The sequence below is a fragment of the Arthrobacter sp. B0427-1-12 genome (assembly GCF_059092905.1).
Genome location: NZ_JBNHIC010000227.1, coordinates 1 through 393, shown reverse-complemented (window position 1 = coordinate 393; position 393 = coordinate 1). Strand labels below are relative to the sequence as shown.

At 64.1% G+C, this 393-nt stretch carries 1 pseudogene; it reads right to left on the bottom strand.

The window, feature by feature from the left end:
• Positions 1 to 393 (bottom strand): annotated as a pseudogene (locus AC5RWU_RS24680) (pyruvate dehydrogenase (acetyl-transferring), homodimeric type); the annotation flags it as partial.

The following is a 393-nucleotide window of genomic DNA, read 5'->3' as shown; positions in this document are numbered from 1 at the left end:
TGATGGGCACGACGCGCTTGCCGAACTCCTTGTCCCGCATCAGGTCCTTGAGCAGCCGGACGAAGGCCATGGTGGTGGCTGCCTGCTGCTTGCCCGAGCCGCGCATGGCGACCTCGTAGGCCTTTTCATCCGGCAGGTGGATTGGCTTGGAGTTGTCGCGGCGCTCGGGAACGAAGCCGCCCAGGGTCTTCCGGCGCTCGAGCATGTACTTGATCTCGGGCGAATCGGGTCCCGGGTGGTAGTACGGGGCGTTGTAGAGGTCAGCTTCGAGCTGTTCGTCGCTGATGGGGATCCGCAGGTGGTCGCGGAACTTCTTCAGGTCCTCGAGCGTGAGCTTCTTCATCTGGTGGGTGGCGTTGCGGCCCTCGAAGTGCGTGCCCAGACCGTAGCCCT